The sequence below is a fragment of the Herbaspirillum sp. B65 genome (assembly GCF_000333555.1).
Classification (GTDB): Bacteria; Pseudomonadota; Gammaproteobacteria; order Burkholderiales; family Burkholderiaceae_D; genus Herbaspirillum; species Herbaspirillum rubrisubalbicans.
On the sequence record NZ_BADI01000164.1, the window covers coordinates 1 to 2,822 of the forward strand.

4 protein-coding genes and 1 pseudogene are annotated in these 2,822 nt (G+C 59.9%); 2 read left to right on the forward strand and 3 right to left on the reverse strand.

Annotated elements, in window-relative coordinates; all coding sequences use genetic code 11:
- On the forward strand, positions 1-181 hold a 181-nt coding region (locus tag I5W_RS04165), incomplete at its 5' end, for an Mpo1-like protein (protein ID WP_044528288.1).
- 163 nt (positions 182-344) lie between these two features.
- On the forward strand, positions 345-797 hold the full coding sequence (locus I5W_RS04170; protein WP_017450699.1) for a glycine zipper 2TM domain-containing protein: 453 nt from the start codon (positions 345-347) through the stop codon (positions 795-797).
- Between the two features lie 70 nt (positions 798-867).
- Here the strand turns inward: I5W_RS04170 and I5W_RS04175 are convergent, their stop codons facing one another.
- The 3 genes and pseudogenes from I5W_RS04175 to I5W_RS04185 all read right to left on the reverse strand — a co-directional run.
- Positions 868-1,449, reverse strand: a complete 582-nt coding sequence (locus I5W_RS04175; protein WP_044528289.1) for a GNAT family N-acetyltransferase — start codon at positions 1,447-1,449, stop codon at positions 868-870.
- A complete protein-coding gene (locus I5W_RS04180) occupies positions 1,430-1,957 on the reverse strand; it encodes an FUSC family protein (protein ID WP_044528290.1) in 528 nt (175 codons plus the stop codon). The genes I5W_RS04175 and I5W_RS04180 overlap by 20 nt, the downstream gene beginning before the upstream one ends.
- Before the next feature lie 145 nt (positions 1,958-2,102).
- Positions 2,103-2,822, reverse strand: a pseudogene (locus tag I5W_RS04185) (molecular chaperone HtpG); the annotation flags it as partial.

Sequence of the window (2,822 nt, forward strand, 5' to 3'; positions counted from 1 at the left end):
GCCTCCTCTGGACGGTCTGCCGGTGTCGGCCGTGGTGTTCGTGCTGGCCTGGATCGGACAATTCATCGGCCACCGGATCGAGGGCAAGAAGCCCTCTTTTTTCGAGGACTTGCGCTTCCTGCTGGTGGGGCCGTTGTTCGTGCTGGCATTTCTGTATAGGCGTTGGAATATCTCGTATTGAAGACGAAATGTCCCGGATGTCCGTAACTGTGCAGCTTTGTATTAAGATGTAACGGATTGTCCACATCGGCGCCAAACACGCGATCATGACGCGTTCGCGCGGATGCACGAATTCCATGCCGCCCGCAGATGGGCCAACTTCAGTTATCAGTCGGAGTTTTTGTATGAAGAAATTGCTTGTGATCGCAGCGCTGGGCTCCCTGGTAGCCGGCTGCGCAGTGACCCCCAACTCGGCCAGTGTCTATAACACCCGCCAGGCCCAAGGTGAACAGACCGTGCGCATGGGCGTGGTCGAATCGATTCGCAACGTGACCATCGACAAGGGTTCGACCGGTATCGGTACCCTGGGCGGTGCGGCACTGGGCGGCATCGCGGCCGGTTCCAACATCGGCGGCGGCAACGGCGCCCTGGCGGCCGGCATCGTCGGCGCCCTGGCCGGCGGCGTGCTGGGCAACCAGGCCGAAGCGCACCTGAACAACCGTCCGGGCCTGGAAATCACCGTGCGCCTGGACAATGGCGAATTGCGCGCCATCACCCAGGATGCGGACGAACCTTTCCGTGTCGGCGAGCGCGTGCGTCTGCTGTCCAATGGTCGGACCACCCGTGTGACGCACTGATTGACGCGTGCCGACTAAAGAAGCAGGACTGCGGTCCTGCTTTTTTTGTGGCTTCACACGGCGGGCGGGTTCACTCCTGTTGCCGCTGCATCCATTGGGCACGCTGTATTCGATAAAGGTGGTGCAGGCGCAATGGATGGCCGTCGGGCAAGCACGGATGCTGAAAGTCTTCTTGCACATCCGATGTCATACCCAGTCGCTGCATCACTGCCAGCGAGCGTTTGTTGGCCGGCACCGTAAAGGCGACGATTTGCGGCAAGCCTAGTTTCAAGAAACCGAAATCCAGTGCGTAGCGCGCCGCCTCCGTAATGTAGCCTTGGCCCCAAAAAGCAGGGGCCAAACGCCACGCGATTTCCACGGCGGGAGTGAAATGCGCCTCAAAGCCGACCTGCATCAAGCCAATCAGTCCGGCAAATTCGCTCATGCCTGGGATCTCCAATACCCATGGGCCAAAGCCGTGCTGGATGAAATGCTCTTCGATCTTGTTCGCCATGGCATCGCTTTGCACACGCGTCAAGCAGGCAGGAAAGTGTTGCATGACCTTTACGTCGGCATTGATGGCGGCCAGCGCTTGCCGGTCTTCGGCTCGCCAGTTGCGCAGTAGCACGCGCGACCCGCGCAGCAAGAGATCTTCAGGGGCTGGTAGCGTCATTGTTCTTGGGTGTTTGTTTGATCTTCAGCATCCACATGTAAATCACCGTCTGCAACAAGGCCACCGTACTGCCGACAATGACTTCCCCCACGCGCATGAACGCCAGGTGCAATTCCTCGTTCAGTCCGTTGCCGGTAAAGGCCGCCGACAGCAGGATCACCACCGTGGCCGGTCCCAGTCGCCAGTTGCTGGGATAGTTCTGCAACAGCATGGCCACCACCACGGCCGCCGTCAGGGCAACCAGCATGGCCATGAAGGTCGGGCCAAACAGCACCAGCGCGATGCAGGAGACGATGCAGCCGGAAATGGTATTGATCAGCCGCGCCCGGAAGTTGGCCTTGGCCATGGTCATGTCGGGCTCGGTGACGATGATCAGCGAAATCATGGCCCAGTAGGGCTCTTCGATACCCAGTGCGCGCAAACCGTACCACAGGATCAGACAGCCGGAGAGGATCTTGACCAGGTAGACCAGGGCGTTCTTGCGGGGATTGATGAAGTGCAGTTCCATGGAGAGCGTTGGAGCGAGAATGGGCCGATCTTAGCAGGCTAGCAGCCGATATGAACGAAAACGCCGCCTGCAGTCACCCGGCAGGCGGCGTCTCAGCCCGCCAGCCTATGACGGCCCGGCGGGGTACTCCACGATATGAAGTTACTTACTTGGCAGCCATGGCCAGCAGCATGTCGTTGAGACGCTTGACGAAGCTGGCCGGGTCAGCCAGTGCACCGCCTTCGGCCAGCAGAGCCTGGTCGTAGAGGATGTGCGACCAGTCATCGAAGCGTGCTTCTTCATATTTCAGACGCTGCACCAGCGGGTGGTCCGGGTTGATTTCCAGGGTTGGCTTGGACTCCGGCGCCGCTTGACCAGCGGCCTTCAACATGCGCACCAGATTGCCGGACAGTTCATTTTCATCGGCCACCAGGCAGGCCGGAGAATCGGTCAGGCGGAAGGTCACGCGCACCTCCTTGGCCTTGTCACCCAGGGCGGTCTTCATCTTCTCGACCAGCTCTTTGTACTCGGCCTGGGTTTCTTCGTGCTGCTTCTTCTCGGCTTCGTTTTCCAGCTTGCCCAGGTCCAGCCCACCCTTGGCGACCGACGCCAGTTCCTTGCCCTCGAACTCGGTCAGGAAGGACAGCATCCATTCATCCACACGGTCGGTCAGCAGCAGCACTTCCACGCCCTTCTTGCGGAAGATTTCCAGGTGCGGGCTGTTCTTGGCGGCCTGCCAGGTCTCGGCGGTGACGTAGTAGATCTTGTCCTGGCCTTCCTTCATGCGACCCACGTAATCGGCCAGCGCAACATTCTGCACGTCGCTGTCGTTATTGGTGGAGGCAAAGCGCAGCAGCTTGGCGATGCGTTCCTTGGTGGCCGCATC

Bases quoted from the DNA above. Each gene is read 5' to 3' on its own strand.
- I5W_RS04175 (WP_044528289.1), bottom strand. From the start codon at position 1,449: ATGACGCTACCAGCCCCTGAAGATCTCTTGCTGCGCGGGTCGCGCGTG.
- I5W_RS04170 (WP_017450699.1), top strand. From the start codon at position 345: ATGAAGAAATTGCTTGTGATCGCAGCGCTGGGCTCCCTGGTAGCCGGC.
- I5W_RS04180 (WP_044528290.1), bottom strand. From the start codon at position 1,957: ATGGAACTGCACTTCATCAATCCCCGCAAGAACGCCCTGGTCTACCTG.